The sequence below is a fragment of the Sanguibacter keddieii DSM 10542 genome, assembly GCF_000024925.1.
GTDB lineage: Bacteria > Actinomycetota > Actinomycetes > Actinomycetales > Cellulomonadaceae > Sanguibacter > Sanguibacter keddieii.
On sequence record NC_013521.1, the window covers coordinates 3481241 to 3503000 of the forward strand.

At 73.9% G+C, this 21760-nt stretch carries 16 protein-coding genes; 12 read left to right on the forward strand and 4 right to left on the reverse strand.

The window, feature by feature from the left end:
- Window positions 1–5: 5 nt before the first annotated feature.
- The 4 genes from flgK (at window position 6) to SKED_RS19160 (ending at window position 4044) form a co-directional block, all read left to right on the forward strand.
- Entirely contained in the window at window positions 6–1433 is a 1428-nt protein-coding gene (gene flgK / locus SKED_RS15385; RefSeq protein ID WP_012868098.1) for a flagellar hook-associated protein FlgK, read from the forward strand.
- Window positions 1430–2341 (forward strand): flagellar hook-associated protein FlgL, encoded by a 912-nt coding sequence (gene flgL, locus SKED_RS15390; protein ID WP_012868099.1) that lies wholly within the window; start codon window positions 1430–1432, stop codon window positions 2339–2341. The genes flgK and flgL overlap by 4 nt, the downstream gene beginning before the upstream one ends.
- Window positions 2338–2724, forward strand: a complete 387-nt coding sequence (locus tag SKED_RS15395) for a flagellar assembly protein FliW (RefSeq protein WP_012868100.1) — start codon at window positions 2338–2340, stop codon at window positions 2722–2724. The genes flgL and SKED_RS15395 overlap by 4 nt, the downstream gene beginning before the upstream one ends.
- Before the next feature lie 63 nt (window positions 2725–2787).
- Window positions 2788–4044: an EAL and HDOD domain-containing protein gene (locus SKED_RS19160; protein WP_012868101.1), complete on the forward strand. Its 1257-nt coding sequence runs from the start codon at window positions 2788–2790 to the stop codon at window positions 4042–4044.
- A 153-nt stretch (window positions 4045–4197) separates the two neighbouring features.
- Here SKED_RS19160 and SKED_RS15405 read toward each other — a convergent pair whose 3' ends face one another.
- Genes SKED_RS15405 through SKED_RS15415 form a run of 3 tightly spaced genes read right to left on the reverse strand, consistent with a single transcriptional unit; the run spans window position 4198 to window position 8863 of the window.
- Window positions 4198–7446: a hypothetical protein gene (locus SKED_RS15405; RefSeq protein WP_012868102.1), complete on the reverse strand. Its 3249-nt coding sequence runs from the start codon at window positions 7444–7446 to the stop codon at window positions 4198–4200.
- Window positions 7447–7456: 10 nt separating this feature from the next.
- Window positions 7457–8473, reverse strand: a complete 1017-nt coding sequence (locus SKED_RS15410) for a DUF3027 domain-containing protein (protein WP_012868103.1) — start codon at window positions 8471–8473, stop codon at window positions 7457–7459.
- 6 nt (window positions 8474–8479) lie between these two features.
- Window positions 8480–8863 carry a cold-shock protein gene (locus SKED_RS15415; RefSeq protein WP_012868104.1) on the reverse strand — a complete coding sequence of 128 codons (384 nt, stop codon included), beginning with the start codon at window positions 8861–8863 and terminating at the stop codon, window positions 8480–8482.
- Window positions 8864–9013: 150 nt separating this feature from the next.
- On the opposite strand from SKED_RS15415, the gene SKED_RS15420 reads away from it, so the two are divergent.
- From SKED_RS15420 to SKED_RS15445, 6 genes are all read left to right on the forward strand, one after another.
- Window positions 9014–9796 (forward strand): SDR family NAD(P)-dependent oxidoreductase, encoded by a 783-nt coding sequence (locus SKED_RS15420; protein ID WP_012868105.1) that lies wholly within the window; start codon window positions 9014–9016, stop codon window positions 9794–9796.
- 345 nt (window positions 9797–10141) lie between these two features.
- Window positions 10142–11074: a hypothetical protein gene (locus SKED_RS15425; protein WP_012868106.1), complete on the forward strand. Its 933-nt coding sequence runs from the start codon at window positions 10142–10144 to the stop codon at window positions 11072–11074.
- Window positions 11075–11329: 255 nt separating this feature from the next.
- Complete coding sequence (locus SKED_RS15430) at window positions 11330–14191, forward strand: helicase-associated domain-containing protein (protein WP_012868107.1); 2862 nt, start codon at window positions 11330–11332, stop codon at window positions 14189–14191.
- Window positions 14192–14337: 146 nt separating this feature from the next.
- A complete protein-coding gene (locus tag SKED_RS15435; protein WP_012868108.1) occupies window positions 14338–16014 on the forward strand; it encodes a DNA repair helicase XPB in 1677 nt (558 codons plus the stop codon).
- 229 nt (window positions 16015–16243) lie between these two features.
- On the forward strand, window positions 16244–18328 hold the full coding sequence (locus SKED_RS15440; protein ID WP_012868109.1) for a TPM domain-containing protein: 2085 nt from the start codon (window positions 16244–16246) through the stop codon (window positions 18326–18328).
- A 95-nt stretch (window positions 18329–18423) separates the two neighbouring features.
- The gene (locus SKED_RS15445; protein WP_012868110.1) at window positions 18424–19194 is read left to right on the forward strand and encodes a PspA/IM30 family protein; all 771 of its coding nucleotides are present in this window, start codon (window positions 18424–18426) and stop codon (window positions 19192–19194) included.
- Between the two features lie 157 nt (window positions 19195–19351).
- On the opposite strand, the gene SKED_RS15450 is transcribed toward SKED_RS15445, so the two are convergent.
- Complete coding sequence (locus SKED_RS15450) at window positions 19352–20098, reverse strand: type 1 glutamine amidotransferase (protein ID WP_012868111.1); 747 nt, start codon at window positions 20096–20098, stop codon at window positions 19352–19354.
- A 293-nt stretch (window positions 20099–20391) separates the two neighbouring features.
- Between SKED_RS15450 and SKED_RS15455 the strand changes: the two genes are divergently transcribed.
- Both SKED_RS15455 and SKED_RS15460 read left to right on the forward strand, forming a co-directional pair.
- Window positions 20392–20970, forward strand: a complete 579-nt coding sequence (locus SKED_RS15455) for an NYN domain-containing protein (RefSeq protein WP_012868112.1) — start codon at window positions 20392–20394, stop codon at window positions 20968–20970.
- 69 nt (window positions 20971–21039) lie between these two features.
- Window positions 21040–21759 carry a response regulator transcription factor gene (locus SKED_RS15460; RefSeq protein ID WP_012868113.1) on the forward strand — a complete coding sequence of 240 codons (720 nt, stop codon included), beginning with the start codon at window positions 21040–21042 and terminating at the stop codon, window positions 21757–21759.
- Window position 21760: the final 1 nt, after the last annotated feature.

Genomic DNA, 21760 nt, shown 5'->3' on the forward strand with positions numbered 1-21760 from the left:
AACCCATGAGCACCTTCTCCGGACTGTCCACAGCGCTGTCGTCGCTCATCACCCAGCGCCAGGCGCTCGAGGTCGCTGGCCAGAACCTCGCGAACATCAACACCCCCGGCTACACCCGCCAGCGGGTCGACATGCAGTCGGTCAGCGCCGGCCAGGGCGCGACGATGTTCTCGCAGGGCAACCAGGTCGGCAACGGCGTCCAGGCCGTCGGCGTCGCGCGCCTCGGCGACATCTTCATGGACGCCCGCGTGCGCACCACGTCGTCCTCGGCCGCCTACCTCGCCGCACGCACCGACGCCTTCAAGCGCCTCGAGTCGACGATCGCCGAGCCCGGCGCCAACGGCATCTCGGCCGACCTCGACAAGCTCTGGGCCAGCTGGAGCGACGTGGTGAACTCCCCCACGAGCGACGCGGTCGGCGCGGTCCTCCTCGAGAACTCCGCAGCGGTCCAGCGCTCGATCTCGACCGGCTACACGGCCGTCGTGACCCAGTGGGACCAGACCCGCAGCAAGGCCGAGTCGCTCGTCTCCGACGTGAACTCCGCAGCCGCCTCGGTCGCGCTCCTCAACGAGCAGATCCAGCAGATCACCGTCTCGGGCGGCAACGCCAACGAGCTCATCGACCAGCGCAACGTCCTCACCACCGCGCTCTCCTCCCTCGCCGGCGCCACGGTCCGCCTGCAGCCGAACGGCACGGCCGACGTCAACATCGGCGGCAACCCGATCGTCAGCGGCAGCAGCGCGCAGAAGCTCAAGCTCGTGGGCAGCCGCGAGATGGTCGGCGCCACCGGGAACGAGGTCCGCGTCGAGTGGGACCGCACGCCCGCCGGCACCCCGGCCCCCCTCGAGGGCGGCCAGCTCGCCGGCGTGCTGAGCGTCCTCGCCCCGGCCAGCGGCGGAGCCGGCGGCATGCTCGCCGAGGCGGCCGAGTCGTACAACGTGCTCGCCACGAAGCTCGCGACCTCGGTCAACACCCTGCACTCGGCCGGCGCCGACCGCGCCGGCACCACGGGCGTCGACTTCTACTCGCTCCCCACCGACGGCACCCCGGCGGCGCTGGGCCTGCGCGTGGCGATCACCTCCCCGAGCCAGATCGCCGTGCGCAACCCCGCCAACGGCGCCAACGACACCTCGGTGGCCGACGCGATCGGCCAGCTCGGGGCGTCCAAGGACGGCCCCGACACCGTGTGGTCGACCTTCGTGGTCTCGACCGGCGTCAAGGCCAAGGCCGCGCTGCAGAGCGCGACGGTCGCCGAGGCCGCACGCCAGACGGCCGAGGGCCTCCAGCTCGCGCAGACGAGCGTGGACCAGGACGAGGAGAGCATCAACATGCTCTCGTTCCAGCGCGCCTACCAGGGTGCCGCACGTGTCATGACAGCGGTCGACGAGATGCTCGACCAGCTCATCAACCGGACAGGAGTCGTCGGACGATGATCACCCGAGTCACGCACCAGTCGACGCAGCGCGCCGCGCTCACCAACCTGCAGGCGACGCAGAGCCGCCTCGCGCAGCTCCAGGAGCGTGCGTCGAGCGGCAAGATGGTCACCAAGGCCTCGGACGACCCCGCGAAGGCCGCCGACGCCATGGCGCTGCGCAAGGAGCAGCAGGCCTCGGCCCAGTACTCGCGCAACATCCAGGACGGCGTCAGCTGGCTCACGTCGATCGACACCGCGATCAACACCTCGGTCGCCTACCTCAACCGGGTCCGCGACCTCACGGTCCGCGGTGCCAACACCGGTGCGATCAACGCCGAGGCTCGCGAGGCCCTCGCCGTCGAGATCGAGGGGCTGCGCGAGTCGCTCGCCGCGCAAGCCAACACCACGTACCTCGGACGGTCGGTCTTCGCCGGGACCAGCGACGGACCGGCCTACACTCGAGACACTGTCACCGGCGAGTACACCTACAACAGCTCTGCGGGGACCGTCGAGCGCCGGACCGGTGCTGGCACGACGGTCCGTGTGGACGCGGACGGAGCAGCCGTGTTCGGCACCAGCAACGACCCCGACTCGCCCGACGCGTCGGTGTACGCACTCCTCACCGACATCGCGGCCACGCTCCGCGCGGGCGGCGACGTCCAGTCCGACATCACCCGGATCGACGCACGCAGGGACAAGATGCTCAGCGAGGTCACCGGGGTCGGCGCACGCACCAACCAGCTGGAGAGCGCCAAGGAGATCCTCGGGCACAAGGCGATGTCGCTCAAGGGCGACCTCTCGGCGGTCGAGGACATCGACCTGCCGGCCACGCTCATCGAGCTGCAGATGCAGGAGGTCGCCTACCAGGCGGCCCTCGGTGCCACTGCGCGCGTGCTCCAGCCGAGCCTCCTGGACTACCTCAAGTGATCACCAGCCTGCACTTCCTCGAAGCGCTCCCGGGCCTGTCGTCCGCCACCGACTTCGACCTCACGTCCCTCGACGACGCCGGGCTGCTGTACAGCCTGCGCGGCGCGCAGGACTCGACGCGGCTGTTCGCGATCCAGCCCGGCCCGTACTTCAGCGAGTACGAGCCGACCTTCGGCTCCGAGGTGCTCTCGGCCCTCGCGCTCGAGGGTGCCGACGACGACCGGCGCGCGGTGCTGGTCATCGTCACGCCGAGCCAGCCCGACACCCCGGCGACGGCCAACCTGCTGGCCCCGCTCGTGCTCAACACCGAGACCGGCGACGCCCTCCAGGTCATCCTCGAGGGTGCCCCGTGGCCCCTGCGGGCCCCGCTCGTCGCTGCCTGAGCTGCCTGAGCACGACCGTCCCTCCCCCCGAGAGTCCCCTCGACCCACCACCAGAGGAGTCCGATGGACCACCCCCGCGCGCTGCCGACGACCGACGCCATGCCCGGCACCTACGCCGCCCCCGTGCTCCCGGGCGAGGGCCTGTCCGACGTCTCGCCCACCTTCGGGCGCCTGGCGATCGTCGACCGCAAGCGCCAGGTCCTCGCCTACGCGCTGCCCGTGCTGACGGCCCTCGACGGTGACGTCGCCGACGCGGCCGCCGCGGCCTCGCTGCACCAGGTCTACCGGACGGTCGACCTCGAGAAGTACGTCGCCGACCGTCCCGCCTTCATCTGGTCGACACCCGCGATGCTCGCCGGGCACGAGTCCGTCCCGCCGAGCCAGGGCGGGGTCGGCCTGCTCGTGCACCCGACCGCGACCCGTCGCGCCGACGGCGCGGAGCAGATCATCGCGCTGTCCGAGCGGGGCACGCCGACCGTCCTCGTGAAGTTCGCCGGCGAGCCTGGCCAGCGCGCGCTGCTGCCCTTCGTGTCGCACGTGATGATCGACGTCGCGGACGGCACGCTCGACCTCGGAGAGCTCGTCACCGTCGCGCACAACGCGGGCGTCACCGTCATCGCCGAGAACGTGCAGGGCACGCTCGGTCCCGCGAAGGCGTGGGGTCTCGGCGTCGACTTCCTCATGGGCTCGATCTACCACCACGAGAAACCCACGAAGGTCCGCAGCCTCGACCCGGGCGAGATCCAGTGCCTCGAGGTCGTCCGGCTCCTGTCGGCGCCCGAGGTCGACACGACGCGCATCGCCGAGGTGCTCTCGAGCGACCCCGAGATGACCGTCCGCGTGCTGCACCTCGTCAACTCGGTCGCGATCGGCCTGCCGCAGCGGGTGGACTCGCTGCACCGCGCGATCATCATGCTCGGGCCGTCGAAGCTGACCACGCTCGTCATGGCCTCCCTCATCAGCTCGCGGATCCAGCAGATGGACGCCCTGTGGTTCCTCCTCGCGCGTGCCGCGGCCTGCCGCGAGCTCGCCGGGGACGACGCCGGCTACACCGTGGGCCTGCTCTCGGCGTTCTCCGAGGAGACCGGGATCCCCGTGTCGGTGCTCGTCGAGAAGTCGCTCGTGTCCGAGGAGGTCGCGCGCGCGCTCGACTCCTACGAGGGTCACCTCGGTGCGACGCTCGCCGCCGTCGTGGCGCACGAGCACGGCGACGCGGCCGGTGTCGCGGCGACCGCGTGGCGGCCCGAGCAGGTGGCGCACGCCTACCTGGTCGCGCTCCCCTGGGCCCTCGAGACGGTCCGCCAGCTCAACCTCACCTGAGCCGCGACGCCCTGGCAGCACCGCACCACCTCAGACGGCGGTCGACCTCGGTCGGCCGCCGTCCTGCGTCCCGGGACGAGCACCAGCTGCCCGACGCGCGGTGACGCAGCCGACCTGCGCGCCTCGCGACGTACCCGCCGTGCAGGACCGGGCTCAGCCCCAAGCGCCGTCGAGGTCGACGGCTCGGGCACGCGACGGGTCGGCGAGCAGGGTCTCGAGCAGGTACCGGTCGCCCCACCGGCCGCTGGCCTGGGCGAGGGCCTGCGCGAGGACGGCCTGCGGGGCACCGGCACGCAGGTGCACTCCCCCGTCGGCGGTCACCCACCAGTCGACGTCCTGGCCGTCGACCACGAGGTCGTCGTGCTCGAGCCAGCCGGCAGGCAGACCTGGCAGGAGGGCGCGCACCGCGGCAGGGACGTCGCGGTGGGTCGCGTCGTCCGAGGTCTGCACCACGACGACGGCGGCGTCGGCGAGCGGGAGGTCCAGGGCGTCGGCGACCGCCTCGCCCGTCTGCCGCCCTGCGACCGGGACCACGGACCGGATCTGCGCCCACATGGGGTCGACGGCCACGACGACCGTCGACGCGTCGACCGTCCGGCAGGCACCGGCGCGCAGGGCCAGCAGGACCTGGGGGAGGTCGTCGAGCTCGAGACCGTCGACGGCGGCCCGTCCGAGCGCGTCCCAGACGGCGCGCGCGACGCGTGGGGGCACCGCCGCACCCTCCGGGCGTGCTGGGCTGTCCAGGGCGGTGAAGAGCCCGTCCCAGACCACCGGGTCGGGCGAGGCCAGCTGCCCGGAGAGCTGGTCGACGGTCGCCACGCCGCCGAGCGCCGCGAGGACCCGCGCGTCGAGGACGCCCTTGAGGTCGTCGTCGGCCAGCGGCAGCAGCGTGAGGAGGTCTACGTCGGGCTCGGCAGCGTCGACCCGGACCACGAAGGGCGCGTCGAAGACGTCGCGCAGGTACCACGCCGCGTACGAGAGGGCCGTCGGCCCGGAGGGGACGGCCGGCCCGACCGTCGTCACGACCGCCCGGCGCACGTCGGGGTCGCGCTCGGCGAGCCGGACGACGTCACCCCAGGAGTCGTCGTGCACGGCGTCGAGGTCGAGCAGCACCGGGAGCTCGTCGAGGTGGACACCGCGGCCCAGGACCGCGCAGAGGTACGCGTCGTAGTCGACCCAGCCGGCGACGTCGGGCGGGGTGCTCTCGGTGGAGCCCGCGGCGCCGACGAGGAGGTCGTCGCCCGTGTCGCCCGTGTCGTGGTCGACCGTCTGCACCACGAGCCCGGTCCGCACGCCGCAGGCGGCGGCCGACCGCTCGTCGAGCACGTGGTGCGGCAGCGCGTCGGGCGCCGCGGAGGCGGTCCGGCGCAGGGCACGCCCGAGCGCGGCCAGGTCGACCTCCTCGAGGTCGAGGTGCTCGGCCGCCCACGTCCCCGGCTGCGCCAGGTCGCCCGCCCGCGTCCACACCCCGTCGGCGCCGGGCAGCGGCAGGTCGCACCACCACGAGGGCAGGTGCTCGGGTGCGCGACCGTCGGCTCCGACCACGCCGTCGAGCAGCGCGAGGAGCCCCGGGAGGGCGCCCAGGTCGGGGTCCAGGTCTGCGTCATCAGGCCCGTCGACGTCGGCGCCGGTGAGCAGCTCGGCGACGTCCCGTACGGCGGACTCGACCGCGGCGAGACCGAGCACGGCGGGGTCGTGCACGTCGACCGCCCCCAGCCGACGGAGCAACGGGTCCACGGCGTCCGGGTGCACGAGGCGCAGCCCCGGGACGGTCAGCAGACCGTCGACCGGGCCTCCTGCCGGTGGGAGCACGAGACCGCGCGGCCCGCGGGCGGTCGTCCCGTCGGCGAGCGGGACGAGCACCCCGTCGAGAGCCTCCCGGGCGGCCCGGTCGGTGTCGGCCGAGGTCGCGAGGGCCGCGTAGAGCGCCCGCCACTGCGTCGGGCTGAGGGCCGAGGGCAGCGCGTCGACGACGTCGGGCACGCTGAGCACGGGCATGCCGAGAGCTCGGGCGGCCGCTGTCCTGGCCGGCGGGACGTCGACCACCCCGAGCCCGGTCGGGGCGAGCGCCGCGAGGAGCGTCGGACCGGCGCCTGCCCCGAGGGCCGCGACGTCCCGTGCACGGCGACCGTCGAACAGCGGGGCGTCACGCAGCGCTGCCGTGACGGAGTCCCGGACCAGGGCGTCGAGCCGGCCTGCCGCCAGGCCCGTCGGCACCAGCGCGAGGGGCTCGTCGAGAGCCGCCGCGAGCCGCGCGAGGACCGGCCCCGTCTGCTCGGCGACGAAGCCTGCGAGCGGGACGTCGGCGACGTGCCGCCGCGAAGGGTCGAGCGGGAAGGTCGCGACGAGGAGCGCCGGGACGGTGAGCCGCTCGTCGGTCGGGGTCGGTGCGTGGACGACGCCGTGCTGCGCGACCGTCCCGTCCGGGGAGGGCCCGCGACGGACCGCCCAGGTGATGGTCCACGTGGAACGGTCGCGTTCCTCGACGGGCCGGTCCGCGACGAGGGCCGCCGGGACGGTGCCAGAACCGTGCGCGGTGAGCCACCGCGAGCCGACGTCGGCGAGCACGCGGTCGGGCGGGGTCGGCTCACCGTCGGGGCGCGAGCCTCCGTCGGTGGTCGCCCAGGTCCCACGGTGCTGGACCTCGACGGTCTCGAGGGCCGGGAGCGCGAGCAGCAGGGTGTCGTCGACCGCGTCGAGCTGGCGGCGCACCTCCGCGACGGCGGTGGCGTCGCGCAGCCGGAGCTCGACGACGGTCGCCCACGGGCTCTCGACGCCCGCGGCGGCGGCGAAGGGCAGCCGCAGCGCAGGCAGGGAGTCGCCGCGCGCGGCGACGACGGCCGCGAGCTCGTCGCCGGCCGGGGTCCCCGTCGAGCAGGCGGCGACGAGCGCGTCCCGCGTGAGCGCGACCGAGAACCGCACCCCGCCGACGGCGGTCCGCACGACGACGTCGTCCGAGACGCCACGGACGGCCGCGAAGCCGACGCCGAAGCGACCGACCGTCGCGGCGGAGGCAGGGGCAGAGGCGGCAGCGGCGGCGGAGGAGGCCGAAGCAGGGGCGGTGATGCTCGTGGCAGGCGCGCCGGCGGTCTTGGCGGAGGCGCGCATCGAGGAGAGCGAGACGACACCGCGGGCGTCGAGCGGCTCACCGGGGCTGGCGGCGACGAGCGTCGCGCCCTGGTCGTCCTCCACCAGGCGCAGGAGCAGCGCGCCCGGTGTGCCGGCCCTGGCCGCGGCGTCGGCGGCGTTCTGGGCGAGCTCGACGACCACGCGGTCCCGGTAGTACCCGGTCGCGTGGTCCTCCTCGGTGTTGGCGTCCTCGCGGAGCCGGGTCGGGGAGCGCGACCACGCGTCGAGGACCGCGGCTCGCAGCGCCGCGGTCCCGAAGGGGTCGGCACTCACGGCCGGACCCTCACGCGCCGGCGACCGACTCCTCGGACGCGGAACCGTCGGAGGAGGCCTGAGCAGGCGGTACGTCCTCGGCAGGAGCCTCGGCCTCGACAGGCTCGGAGACGTCGGTGCTCGCGTCTTCGGTGCTCGCGTCTTCCACGCTGCCGTCTTCTGCGCTCGTGTCTTCCGTGCTCGTGTCTTCCGTGCTCGTGCCCTCGGCGCCCGCAGCCGCGTCCGGCGTCTGAGCACCGCGGTCGACGATCTCCACGCTCATCTCGTCGATGACGGGGGCGTCGGCCGGCCAGTCGGTCGGGTGCGGCTCGACGTCCGTCTCCGAGTGCGCGCCGCAACCGTGGTCGAGGGAGACGACGCGGCCGTCGTCCTCGGACCACTCGTTCGCGCAGACCCCGAAGACCTGCCCGAGGGAGCCCTGCAGCATGACCAGGAACCCGCAGGACCCGCAGTCCGACGCGGCCTGGACGGCGCCGGGCGTGGTCGGGCCGCGCGAGCCGGCGTACCAGCGCTGGGCGGCCTCGTCCTTGCCGTCGACCGAGAGGACGCGGGTGCGCGCGAGCGCGAGCTCCTCGATCGCGACGCGGTCCTCCTCCTCGTCGCCGGTCGGGGTGTAGCCGGGCTCGAGGCGCGGGTCGTCGGCGCGGAAGGGCAGGACGTCGCCGGGACCGATGTCTCCGGGGCGGAGCCGCTCCGACCAGGGCAGCCACTCGGGGGCGAGGATCGCCTCGGCACCGGGGAGCAGCTCGACCTCGCAGACGGTGACGGTCTTGGAGCGGGGCGCACGGGCGACCGTGACGGTCCAGTGCCAGCCGCGGTAGCCGCGCATGGTGCACGCGAAGGTGTGCGAGGCGAGCCTGTCGGCGTCCATGGTCGCGGCGAGGTGATCGCCGACGTCCCCGGGGTGCTCGGCAGCCTCGCGCGCCGCGGCGAGCGCGACGTCGACCGCGTCGACCAGGACCGCGTCGGCCTTGGGCTTCGCGGTCCGGGTGCGCTTCGCCGGGGTGGGGAGTGTTGCAGCTGGCATGTGTTCCTAAGCCTCGATGTCGTCGGCGACGGCGCGCAGCACCGTGGCGACCTTCGTCGCGGTGGACTTCTCGGGGTAGCGTCCGCGACGCAGCGAGTTGCCGACCGTGTCGAGCAGCGTGATGAGGTCCTCGACGATGACGGCCATGTCGTCGGCCGGCTTGCGCACGGCCTTGGCGACGGAGGGCACCGGGTCGAGGAACGTCACCGAGAGCGCCTGCGGGCCCTTGCGGCCGTCAGCCACGCCGAACTCGACCTTGGCACCCGGCTTCGGGGCGGTGACGCCCTCGGGCAGGGCGGAGGCGTGCAGGAAGACCTGCTCGCCGTCGTCGCTGGCGATGAAGCCGAAACCGCGTTCGGTGTCGAAGAACTTGACCTTGCCGGTGGGCACGTGAAACCTCGAGGTGCTCGTCGGGACATGACCTCACAGGATACCGGGCACGCGCCCGACGGTGAGTCCCGATCATTATCCGCGCTCACCCCCTCTCTCACCTAACCGCAGCAGGTCTTCACCCGGTGACGCCCTCCCTACACTGTCCCGATGGACCTCCAGCAGCTCTTCGGCCTCGACGGCCGCACCGCCCTCGTCACCGGAGGCAGCTCCGGGATCGGCCGCGGGATCGCCCTGGCTCTCGCAGGTGCCGGGGCGCACGTCCTGGTCGCCGCGCGCACGGTCGAGGCCCTCGACGCGACGGTCGCGCATGTCCGCGACGAGGGCGGGTCGGCCGAGCGGCTGGTCGCCGACCTCTCGACGCGGGAGGGGGCGCACGCCCTGGCCGAGGCGGCAGAGGCTGCGGCCGGCAGGCGGGACGACGGTGGTGTCGACGTCCTGGTGTGCTCGGCGGGGATCAACCTGCGCCCGCCCATGCCCGAGCTCGACGAGGCCGTGTGGGACGCCACCATGGCGGTGAACCTCGACGCGCCCTTCGTGCTCGGTCAGCGCCTGGCCCCGGGGATGGCCGCGCGCGGGTACGGGCGACTGGTCCACATCAGCTCGCAGCAGGCGCACCGGCCCTTCGGCGCGAGCGGCGCCTACGGGGTCTCCAAGGCGGCCCTCGAGGCGCTCGCCCGGTCGCAGGCCGAGGCGTGGTCGCCGCACGGTGTCACGGCCAACGTCCTCGTACCCGGCTTCGTCCCGACCGCGCTCAACCGCCGGCTCTCGAGCGACCCCGCCACGGTCTCCGCGCTCGCCGCCCGGACCCTGGTCGGCCGCAACGGGCACCCGGACGACTTCGCCGGCGCCGCGGTGTTCCTCGCCAGCGGCGCGTCGGCCTACGTGACGGGCCAGTCCATCGCCGTCGACGGCGGGTTCTCGATGCACTGACCGCGGGGACTCGGGGCTCTGACGGTGGGTGGCGGGCGGCCCTCTGTCCGTGTCCCCCCCACGGCGGGTACCTGTCCACAGGACGTCGCCCGGCCGAGGCCTCCACAGGCACGTGCTGCTGGGGCGCGCAGGATCGCAGCCTGCCGGTGGGATGCACTCATGAGTCTTGACGCAGCCTGCGGGCGCACGGAGGCCGACCACGGCGGCACGCGGAGCTCGACGGTGCACCGTCCGCCTGCGGCTGCGCTCCCTCGAGAACCGACGCCTCCATCACAGGCCCGACCAGTCCTCTCCCCTCCGGCGCAGGTACCTCGGGCTGCGCTCCCATCGACGCGGCTCCCGCCGGTGGTCCTGGCGCGCGACCTGCCGCGGGGTGTGCTGGACGCCGAGGTGCGGGCTGGCCGCCTCGTCCGGGTACGGCGGGGCGCCTACCTGCCGCTCGCGGAGCTCCCCCGGGACGATCTCAGCGCCCGGCTCCGTCTGGCACTGGCGCGGATCGCTGCCGTCGCTGCCCAGACCGGGTCCTCCCCCGTCGTGAGCCACCAGTCCGCGGCGCTCGTCTGGGGTCTGCCGGCCTGGCACCTCCCGACGACTGTCCACCTCCTCCTCCCCTTCCGACGGTCGGGACGGAGCGCTGCGGACGTCACGTGGCACCACCGCGGCACGGCGGGACGGAAGCCAGTCGCCTTCTCGGGCTTGCACGTCACGGGCCTCGAGCAGACGGTGGTCGACTGCCTCACGACCGCACCCCCGCTGCACGCCGTGGTCGTCGCCGACGCGGCACTGGCCCGCGGAGCAGACCGCACCGAGATCGACCGGCTCCTGGTCATGCTCGGGAGCCGTCGCGGTGTCGCGCGCGGCCGTGAGCTCCTCGACCTGGCGGACAGAGGAGCGCAGTCTCCGTGGGAGAGCGTCTGCCGGGTGGTGGTTCAGGCCGTGGGGCTCCCGGCCCCGGGGACCCAGATCAGGGTCGACACCGATCTCGGACGCTTCTACGCCGACATGGGATGGCGGCAGTGGCGGCTCCTCGTCGAGTTCGACGGCGCGGTCAAGTACGCCAGGTCGGGCCGGGAGGCGACCGCGGCCCTGATGGCCGAGAAGCGCCGTCAGCACGCCATGGAAGACGAGGGCTGGAGGGTGCTCCGCGTCACCGCCGCAGACCTGCGCCAGGACCTGCCCCTCCTCCGACGCCTCCGCAGACTCCTCCACGACACGGCCTTCCACTCCACCCGCCCCCGCCCCCACCTCCTCACCGACCTCCACCACCCACCCCCCTGACCCTCCCTCCCCAGCGCTAGCTAACCCGCTGCTGCTGCCGCCGCAGCTGCCGCAGCTGCCGAGTTCGTGAGTTCGGAGCGAGTTCGGCACTTCTACGGCACGAACTCGCTCCAAGCTCACGAACTCGGCGGGAGGTGGGCGCCGGGCGGCGGGCTGCGGGAGGCCGGACGGGACACAGGGGCTGGGTGGGCTGGGTGGGCCGGGCTGGGTGGGCTGGGGGTACGTGGCGGGGCGGTGGCGCGTAAAGTCGTGCGGATGGTCACCTTCAGCGATTCCGTGCGGGCGAGAGACGACGCCCGGCTCGTCGCGCTGCTGGCCCGACGGCCTGACCTCGCGTCCCCCTCCCCCTCGACCCTGCTGTCCCTCGCCGCCCGGGCGATGAGCCGGGCGAGCGTGCACCGTGCGGTCGTGAGCCTCGACGTCGCGCACCTCGAGGTCCTCGAGTCCGTGCACGTCCTCGAGATGATCGGCGACGACGCGACCGCCGAGCGCGTGATCTCGGCGGTGCTGGGCACAGCGCCCGCCGCGGAGAGTGCCGCTGGCGCTGTCGGAGCAGACAGCAGCACACGCTCCACCGCCCCCGAGAAGGCCGAAGGTGCGGTGGCCCCTGCTCGCTCGACCGGGACGAGCGCCGCGCCCGACCCCACCGACGCCCCTGGTACCCCCGGCACCCTCGACCCTGGAGGCACATACGCCGCGGACGTCGCCCGCCTCCTCTCGGTCCTGTCCGACCTCGAGGAGATGGCGCTGCTGTGGCGGCCGACCCCGACCACCTACCGGGCCGCACCGGGCGTCGACGAGGTGCAGGACACCTTCCCGGCGGGCCTCGGCCCGTCCTCGGCCGGGAGCCCCGCTCCGTCCTCGGCCAGCACCTCCTCGTCGGGGAACCTCACGCCGACCTCGGCCAGGTACCTCACGCCCGAGGCGTCCGGCACCACCTCCGCGAGCGCTGCCGCCTCCGCGCACTCCCCCTCCGGGCCCGCGGGGCACCAGACCGACTGGGCGGCGGCCGTCACGCCCGAGATGCGGGCGGCCCTCGAGGACGCCCCGGCCGGTGCACGATCGATCCTCGCGGCGCTCACCTGGGGTCCGCCGGTCGGCCGGATGCCGAGCACGGCCGACGGTCCGACCGCGGCGCCGACCCGGTGGCTGCTCGAGCAGGGGTTCGTGCGCAAGGCCGACGCGCACCACGTGCTGCTGCCCCGCGAGGTGGCGCTCGCGCTCCGTGGTGGTCGCACGCACCGCGGGCTGAGCACGCCGCCCCCGCTCCCGGAGCCCGCGCTCGACCCGGCGACGGTCGAGGCCGAGTCGGCCCGGGCCGCTCAGGAGGTCGTGCGGCTGGTGACCGACCTGGTCGCGGTGTGGCAGGAGACGCCGGCGGCGACGTTGCGGTCGGGGGGCCTGGGGGTGCGCGACCTGCGGCGGCTCGCGCTGCGGCTCGAGGTCGACGAGCGCACCGCGGCCTTCGTCGTGGAGCTCGCGAGCATGGCGGGTCTCGTGGTCGACGACGGCGACGACCCCGCGTCCTTCGCTCCGACGCTCGACGCGGACGACTGGCTCGCCGAGGACCTGCCCGGTCGCTGGGCGACCCTGGTGAGCGCGTGGCACTCGTCGGCGCGCACCCCGTGGCTGGTGGGCAGCCGTGACGAGCGCGGGACGCTGCGCAGCGCCCTCGAGCCGGAGCTGCACCGGGCGTGGGTGCCGCGGCTGCGCGGCGAGGTGCTCGGCGTGCTGCGTGCCGCCCCTGCTGCCTCCGTGCCGGCCGACGAGGTCACCGCCGTGCTGAGGTGGCGTGCTCCGCGCGCCGTCCCGCCGCACGAGGCCGTCGACGCCCTGCTCGCCGAGGCCGCCCTGCTGGGCGTGACCGGTGCCGGGGCGCTCTCGGCCGCGGGAGAGGTGCTCGCGGGGGTGCCCGTCCTCACCGTGGCCGACGACGCCGCCCGCACCGCGCTGGCGGGCGCCATGGCGGCGGCGCTCCCCGACGCCGTCGACGACCTGCTGCTGCAGGGCGACCTCACCGGGATCGTGCCCGGGCGCCCGACGCCGGGTCTCGAGGCGCTGCTCGCCGACTCGGCCGCCGTCGAGTCGCGCGGGTCTGCCATCACCGTGCGCTTCACGCCGGAGTCCGTGACCCGTGCGCTCGACGCCGGGCGGACGGGCGACGAGCTCCTCGCCGAGCTCGCGTCGCACTCGCGCTCGGGGCTCCCCCAGCCCCTCGAGTACCTGGTGCGGGACGCGGCACGCCGCCACGGCCAGCTGCGCCTCGGTGCGGCGTCGTCCTACGTGCGGGTCGAGGACCCGGTGCTGCTCGCCGGCCTGGTCGAGGACCCGCGGCTGCGCGGGCTGGGGCTGTTCCGCGTCGCACCCACCGTCCTCGCGGCGTCTGCCGCACCAGCCCAGCTGCTCGCCGCGCTGCGCGAGCGCGGGCTCGCCCCGGCGATGGAGGGCCCCGACGGTCAGGTGGTGCACGCCGACCGCCGGACGCCGCGGGTCCGTCTCGCCGGCCGGCGCGGTCGGCGCCGGTCGCCGGGCGTCGACGGCTCGACCCGCGGGCTCGCCCCGGAGCGTCCCGACCGTCTGCTGGCGCTCGTCGCGGTCCTGCGACGCGGCGAGGAGCAGGCCCGTGCGACCCAGGCCGCGGGTCCCGCCGCGCAGACCGACCGGCCCGGTGCTGGCGGCTCGGCAGGCACGTCCGCGAGCGCCACCCGCACCGCAGCCGGCGTCTCGGCCCGCCGCGCCCGCGGCACGAGCCCCTCCGCTGCCTCGACGAGGACCACCAGCACGAACCCTGCCGGCTCCCCCACGAGCCCGGGCGCTGGCAGGTCCACCGGCGACCAGGGGGGCTCCGCGCAGGGCGACCCCGCCGCCGGTCCCCAGCTCTCCGAGGGAACAACGGAGCCCGTGGTCGCGTTGGCACTGCTGCGTGAGGCGGCGGCCGACGGTCGCGAGGTCCTCGTCGACATCGTCGGTCCCTCGGGGGACGTGACACGTCGGCGGCTGCGCCCCATGCGTCTCGACGCGGGCCGCCTCCGGGCGGTCGACGTCGCTCGCGAGTCCGAGCTCACGGTCGCGGTGCACCGCATCGCGAACGTCGAGCCCATCCTGGCCACCCCATGACCTCTCCGACGACTCCTCCGACGACCTGACCTCCCGGTGGTCAGCCCGTGACGTGCCCTCCCCCGGCGGGGCACGACGGACGGACAGCCACCGGCGCACGACCGACCACCCGTGACACCCCCGTGACACCCCAGGGAGAACGCTGCATGCCTGACGGCCCACTCATCGTCCAGAGCGACAAGTCCCTGCTGCTCGAGGTCGACCACCCGCAGTCGGACGCCGCGCGGCGAGCGATCGCCCCGTTCGCGGAGCTCGAGCGCGCCCCCGAGCACGTGCACACCTACCGGCTGACCCCGCTGGGTCTGTGGAACGCCCGGGCGGCGGGGCACGACGCCGAGCAGGTCGTCAACGTGCTGCTGGCCTTCAGCCGCTACGCGGTGCCGCACGCGCTCCTGGTCGACGTGGCCGAGACCATGTCGCGCTACGGCCGTCTGACCCTGTCGAAGCACCCGGTGCACGGCCTGGTCCTGGAGACGACGGACCGCGCTGTCCTCGCCGAGGTGATGAAGTCGAAGCGGACGGCCGGGCTCTTCGGCGAGCGCATCGACGACGACACGGTCCAGGTGCACGCCTCGGAGCGCGGTCACCTCAAGCAGGTGCTGCTCAAGCTCGGGTGGCCGGCCGAGGACCTCGCGGGCTACGTCGACGGCGAGAAGCACCCGATCGACCTCAGCCCGACGGACCCGGGGCACGACGACAAGCCCTGGGAGATGCGTCCGTACCAGCAGCAGGCGGTCGACGGCTTCTGGCACGGCGGCAGCGGTGTCGTGGTGCTGCCCTGCGGCGCCGGCAAGACCATCGTCGGTGCCGGTGCCATGGCACGGTCGGGCACCACGACGCTGATCCTCGTGACCAACACGGTGTCGGCGCGGCAGTGGCGCGACGAGCTGGTGCGCCGCACGACCCTCACCGAGGACGAGATCGGCGAGTACTCCGGTGCCCGCAAGGAGATCCGCCCGGTGACCATCGCGACCTACCAGGTGCTCACCACCAAGCGGAAGGGCGTCTACACGCACCTCGAGCTGCTCGACGCCCGCGACTGGGGTCTCGTGGTCTACGACGAGGTCCACCTGCTACCCGCGCCGATCTTCCGCATGACGGCGGACCTCCAGGCGCGCCGCCGGCTCGGACTGACGGCGACGCTCGTGCGCGAGGACGGCCGCGAGGACGAGGTGTTCTCCCTCATCGGGCCCAAGCGCTACGACGCCCCGTGGAAGGACATCGAGGCGCAGGGCTACATCGCGCCCGCGGACTGCGTCGAGGTGCGGCTCACGCTGCCCGAGCGCGACCGCATGCTCTACGCGACGGCCGAGCCGGAGGACAAGTACCGGCTGGCGGCGTGCGCGCCGGGCAAGAACGCCATCGTCGAGCGTCTCGTCGCGCTGCACGAGGGCGACCCGACGCTCGTCATCGGGCAGTACATCGACCAGCTCGAGGAGCTCGGCGAGCACCTGGGCGCTCCGGTCATCACCGGGGCGACGACGGTCAAGGAGCGGCAGCGGTTGTTCGACGCCTTCCGGACCGGCGAGATCACCAAGCTCGTGGTGAGCAAGGTCGCGAACTTCTCGATCGACCTGCCCGAGGCCTCGGTGGCCATCCAGGTGTCGGGGTCCTTCGGGTCCCGGCAGGAGGAGGCCCAGCGCCTCGGCCGCGTCATGCGCCCCAAGGCCGACGGGCGCACCGCGCACTTCTACGCGGTGGTCGCGCGCGACACCGTCGACCAGGAGTTCGCCGCGCACCGCCAGCGCTTCCTCGCCGAGCAGGGCTACGCGTACCGCATCGTCGACGCGGACGACATCGAGCACGTCCGCGACGACCACTGAGCGACTCGTCCCCGCAGCCTGACCCCTGCACGACGGACCCCGGTCGACCGCCTCTCCCCACGAGCCGGTCGGCCGGGGTCTTCTGCGTCTCCGAGACGTCCGTCCCTCGACCGGGGGCTCCAGCCTCGCCGCTGGCGCCGCCCCCTGCCCCGGTCTCCTCCCCTGGTCGCGGCCGATCTCGGGCGCTGACCACGTTGCGGTCTCCTCGCAGGTAGCAGAGGATCACAGGGTGGACTCAGCGCGTGCGTACCCGACCGTCCTGGACCCGGCTGCGCCCCGAGCGCTGGCCCGACGCGGGACGGACGGACCGGTCGCGCGGCTGACCGCCCTGGTGGCGACCCTGTGCCTCACGCTCCTCGCTCTCCTCACGGTCGTGGTCACGCCGTCGGCAGCGCGCGCCGACGAGCCGCTCGACCTGCCGTCGGAGATCACCGACACCGCCGGCGTCCTCGACACCGACGCGGTGCAGTCCGCCCTCGTCGAGCTGCGGAGCGACACCGACCAGCAGCTGTTCGTCGCCTTCGTCCCCTCCTTCGACGGCACGGACGGGCCCGCCTGGGCGCAGCAGACCTACGACCTGTCGGGCATGGGGACCAACGACGTGCTGCTCGCCGTGGCCGTCGACGACCGTCGCTACGCCCTGTACGTGGGCTCGGGGAACCCCGTCACCGACGCGCAGCTGGACGCGGTCGAGATCGCGGTCGAGGACCGCCTCGCCGAGGACGACTGGACCGGTGGCGCGGTCGCCGCGGCCGACACCCTGCGGTCTGAGCTCACGGGCGGGTCGGGGACGAGCGCCGTCTCGGTGCTGCTCGTCGGCGGTCTGGTGGTCATCGCCCTGATCGCCCTCGTCGCCTGGGCGGCGAGCAGGCGTCGCCGCAGCGCGGGCAACCCGGCCGAAGGTCAGCTCTCGACCCTGTCGACGGACGAGCTCGAGCGGCGGGCCAGCAGCTCGCTGGTGGCCGTCGACGACGACCTGAAGAACGCCGAGCAGGAGCTCGGGTTCGCGCAGGCGCAGTTCGGCCCCGAGGCCACAGACGCCTTCGCGGCCGCGCTGCAGCAGTCGAAGGCGAAGGTCACGCGGGCCTTCACGCTGCGCCAGCAGCTCGACGACCACGCCCCCGAGGCCGAGCCCCAGAAGCGCGTCCTGCTCGCGGAGATCGTCACCCTGTGCCAGGACGTCACGGAGACCCTCGAGGCGGAGTCCGAGCAGTTCGCCGCGCTGCGCGACCTGCAGGCGACGGTCCCCCAGGTGCTCGCCGAGACGCGCGAGCGCATCGCCACGACCCGGGCGCGGACCGAGCCGGCCCGGGGCACGCTCTCGACCCTCGCCGTGAGCTACCCGGCGGCGGCGCTCGCCTCCGTGACGGGCAACCCCGACCAGGCGCTGCGCCTGCTCGACGCGGCGGGCGACTCGGTCACCTCGGGCGAGGCAGCCGTGACCGGCGGCGACCGCGCGACCGCCGTGGCGCACTCCCGTGCCGCGTCGCAGGCGGTCGCCCAGGCCTCGACGCTGCTCGACGCCGTCGAGTCGGCCGGGTCGGACCTCGCGAGCGCGGGCCCCCGGCTCGACGCCGCCCTGACCTCGATCTCCTCGGACATCGCCGACGCCGACCGGCTCGGGGCGGGCGACCCCGCCGTCGGCGCGGCGGCCGAGCGCGCACGCGCGGTGGTCGCGCAGGCGCAGACCGCGCGCCAGGGCGGCGACCCGCTCGCGGCGGTCCGCGACGTCACCGAGGCCGAGGCGGCGCTCGACGCGGCGCTCGCCCCGCGCCGCGAGGCCGCCGAGCAGCGCACCCGCGCGACGGCCCTGCTCACCGAGACCCTCGGTCGCGTCGGCTCGCAGATCCGGTCCGTCTCCGACTTCGTCGCCACGCGCAAGGGTGCCGTCGGCCCCGAGGCGCGCACCCGGCTCTCCGAGGCGTCACGCCTGCACGACGAGGCACGCGCCCTGGCCGCCACCGACCCCGTCGCGGCGCTCGACACCGCGACCCGCTGCGAGCACCTGGTGCAGTCCGCCCAGCAGCTCGCCCAGGCCGACGTGCAGTCCTGGGAGAACCGCCAGGGCCCCGGGAGCGGCGGCACGAACGTCGGCGGGATGATCCTCGGCGGCATCCTCGTCGACTCGATCCTGCGCGGCGGCTCCGGCCGCGGCGGAGGGTTCGGGGGCGGTGGCGGCTTCGGGGGCGGCTTCGGCGGCGGAGGCTTCGGCGGCGGCTCGAGCCGCAGCGGCGGCCGCAGCCGGGGTGGCGGCTTCGGCGGGGGCGGTGGCAGCCGAGGCGGCGGCGGACGCAGCCGCGGCGGACGCTTCTGACCCGCACCGCACCAGACCAGGCACCGCACGACTCGTCTCGGCTCAGGTCGAGACATCTCTACACAGGCAGCGCACACGAGAGAGAAGGCAGGCACATGGCACAGAAGCAGAGCATCTTCGGACGGGTCGCGCAGCTGGCGAAGGCGAACATCAACGCCCTCCTCGACGGGGCGGAGGACCCGCAGAAGATGCTGGACCAGCTGGTCCGCGACTACACCAACAACATCGCGGAGGCCGAGCAGGCCGTCGCGCTGACCATCGGCAACCTGCGGCTCGCCGAGCAGGACTACAACGAGGACGTCGCCGCCGTGCAGGAGTGGGGCGGCAAGGCCGTCGCCGCGTCGCAGCGCGCCGACCAGTACCGCTCGGCCGGCAACGCCGCGGACGCGGACAAGTTCGACAACCTCGCGAAGATCGCCCTGCAGAAGCAGATCGACGCCGAGACCGAGGTCCGCCAGTCCGAGCCGTCGATCACCTCGCAGCGCGAGACGGTCGAGAAGCTCAAGACGGGCCTCGTCCAGATGAAGTCGAAGCTGGCCGACCTCAAGTCCCGGCGCGACTCGCTCGTGGCCCGGCAGAAGACCGCCGAGGCGCAGCAGACGGTGCAGGGCGCGCTCAGCTCGATCAACGTCCTCGACCCGACGAGCGAGATCTCGCGGTTCGAGGAGAAGGTGCGCCGCGAGGAGGCCAAGGCGATCGGCCAGGCCGAGGTCGCGGCGTCGTCCCTCGACGCGCAGTTCGAGGAGCTCGAGGCGTCAGGCGCCCAGATCGAGATCGAGGCTCGGCTCGCCGCGCTGAAGTCCGGCAGCAGCGCGGGGACGCCGCAGATCAGCAGCACCCCGGTCACACCCTCGATCGAGGGCTGACCCGAACAGCCTGCAGAGCCAGCGGTCCGCGCCCAGAGCGACCGCGCTCAGACCGACGGGGGGCCCGCAGTCGTCACCGACGACCGCGGGCCCTCCGCACGTCACCTCAGGGCTCGTCACCCCTCAGAGCACGTCGCTCCTCAGAGCACGTCGCTCCTCAGACGAGCGCCGACTCCGGACGGGCGGCGAGGACCTGTCCGACGAAGGCGCGGGCGAGCTCGGCGCCGTTCGTCTCGGTCCGCTCCTGCGCCTCGGCGAGGCTCGCGAGGGCCGCGTCGCGGTCCTCTGCGTCGGCGTCGGCGAGCCAGTGCTCGACGAGCGCCGCGTCGGCCTCGGGGTGGAACTGCACGGCGAGCGCAGACCCCAGGCGGAAGGCCTGGAAGGGGTACATGTTCGACGAGGCGAGCCAGACGGCGTCCTGCGGGAGCTCGCTCACGGCGTCGGCGTGGCTCGTCGGGTACACCGACGCGCGGCCGCCGACCTCGGCTGCGGCGCGTGCGGCGGCGCCGACCACCACGTCGGTCTTGGCCTCGGGGCGCCAGAAGATGCGGACGGCCCCGGCCTCACGGCCGGGAGGTGCGGCGACGGTGACCTGCCCGCCGCCGGCGACGGCGAGGAGCTGGGCTCCGAGGCAGACCGCGAGGGTGGGGACGCCCGACGTGGCGGCGTCGAGGAGCAGCGAGCGCAGGCCGGGCAGCCAGGGCGTCGTGTCGTCGTCGTAGGCGGAGGCGTGGCCACCGAGGACGACGAGGCCCGCGCCGAGGTCGTCGACCGCGGGCAGCGGCTCGCCCGCGTGGGCGCGGACGGTGCGCACGGCGAGCCCGGCGTCGGCGAGGTGGTCGCCGAAGGAGCCGAGGGGGACGTCGGGGGCGTTCTCGATCACGGTCACGTGTGCTGCAGTCATCAGAATCATCCTTGGGCTGGTGCACCGACGGTGCAGTGGCAGGAAGAAACGGTGGTCAGCAGCGCTGGTGACCGCTCGCCTGGGGGGCGAGTCCATCTGCACACGGTACGGCGACCGGCGGCAGGTCCCAAACGTCGAGGTCAGATCGTTACCATCTGGGAGCCGATCGCGCACCCGGGAGCGCTCCAGACCACCCGCAGGCGCACCCTGGTGCGCCCCGCCGGGCTCCGTGCCGCACTCCCGGACAGCACCTGGATGCCCCCTGGCCAGCCTCCACGCCCTACAGTGAGGGCATGTCCGGCTCAGAACAGCGCACCGCGCGCCCCACGTACCTGCTCGTCGACGGCGAGAACATCGACGCCACGCTCGGGATGAACGTCCTGGGGCACCGCCCCGCCCCCGAGGAGCGCCCCCGCTGGGACCGCATCTCGGAGTTCGCGCAGACGCTGTGGGGCCAGCCCGTCACACCGCTGTTCTTCCTCAACGCCTCGTCCGGGCAGATGCCGATGCCCTTCGTCCAGGCGCTGCTCGCCATGGGCTACCGGCCCATCCCGCTGGCCGGTGCGAGCCACGAGAAGGTCGTGGACATCGGTATCCAGCGCACCCTCGAGGCGATCAAGGACGTCGACGGCGACGTCCTCCTCGCCAGCCACGACGGCGACTTCCTGCCGCAGGTCGAGGCGCTCCTCGACGGCGAGCGCCGCGTGGGGCTCATGTGCTTCCGCGAGTTCGTCAACGGGCGCCTCAACGAGCTGAGCGCCCGCGGGCTCGAGTTCTTCGACCTCGAGGAGACCGTCGGGGCCTTCACGACGCCGCTGCCGCGCGTGCGCATCATCCCGATCGAGGAGTTCGACCCGCTGCGCTACATCTGAGCCGGGCCGACACGGGACGACCCAGCCTGTTCTCAGGCAGCACTCAGCGAACGGTCGCACACTGGTGGCATGACCGAACCCGAGGCACGTCTCGTCGTGGTCGACGACGAGCCGAACATCCGTGAGCTGCTCGCGACCTCGTTGCGCTTCGCCGGCTTCGAGGTCTTCGCCGCCGAGGACGGCATGAGCGCGCTCAAGCTCGTCCGCGACACCGAGCCCGACCTCGTCGTGCTCGACGTGATGCTGCCCGACATGGACGGCTTCACCGTGACCCGTCGCATGCGCGAGAAGGGCCAGCACATGCCCGTGCTGTTCCTCACCGCGCGCGACGACACGCAGGACAAGATCACCGGGCTGACCGTGGGCGGCGACGACTACGTCACCAAGCCGTTCAGCCTCGAAGAGGTGGTCGCGCGGATCCGCGCCGTGCTGCGCCGCACCCACCCGACCCCGGTCGACGACGCGGTGCTGCGCTTCGCGGACCTCGAGCTCGACGACGACTCGCACGAGGTCCGCCGTGCGGGACGGGTCGTCGACCTGTCCCCCACCGAGTTCAAGCTGCTGCGCTACCTCATGCTCAACCCGGGCCGGGTGCTGTCGAAGGCGCAGATCCTCGACCACGTGTGGCAGTACGACTGGGGCGGCGACGCGAACATCGTCGAGTCCTACATCTCCTACCTGCGACGCAAGATCGACAACGCGCCGCTCCCGGACGGCTCGACCCCCGAGCCGCTCATCGCGACCAAGCGAGGCGTCGGCTACCTGCTCCGCCAGCCGCCCAAGAGGTAGT